Origin of the sequence: Halostella sp. PRR32, assembly GCF_034808085.1 — an archaeon.
GTDB lineage: Archaea > Halobacteriota > Halobacteria > Halobacteriales > Natronoarchaeaceae > Halostella > Halostella pelagica.
Genome location: NZ_JAXHGL010000265.1, coordinates 1 through 241 on the forward strand (window position 1 = coordinate 1; position 241 = coordinate 241).

The following is a 241-nucleotide window of genomic DNA, read 5'->3' on the forward strand; positions in this document are numbered from 1 at the left end:
TCGACTTCGACCGCGTGAACGAGATCGAAGCCGATGCAGACGCCCGTGCCTCCTTCGCGAACAACCGGGACGACCTCGAACCCGAGGACCTCACGCAGGACATCCGCGATGTCGACAACCAGGACATCCACGATGTCGTCGGCCGCGAGAGCGTTGACCTCGTTGCGGGCGGACCACCGTGTCAGGGCTTCTCCGAAGTCGTGAGCCCCGATGGCTCCGACGACCGGAATCACCTGTTCGT

General features: G+C 63.9%; 1 protein-coding gene. It reads left to right on the plus strand.

The features are described from left to right. Nucleotides 1-241 (plus strand): DNA cytosine methyltransferase (locus SM753_RS21080; RefSeq protein ID WP_323192990.1); only part of this gene is annotated, 241 nt, incomplete at both ends.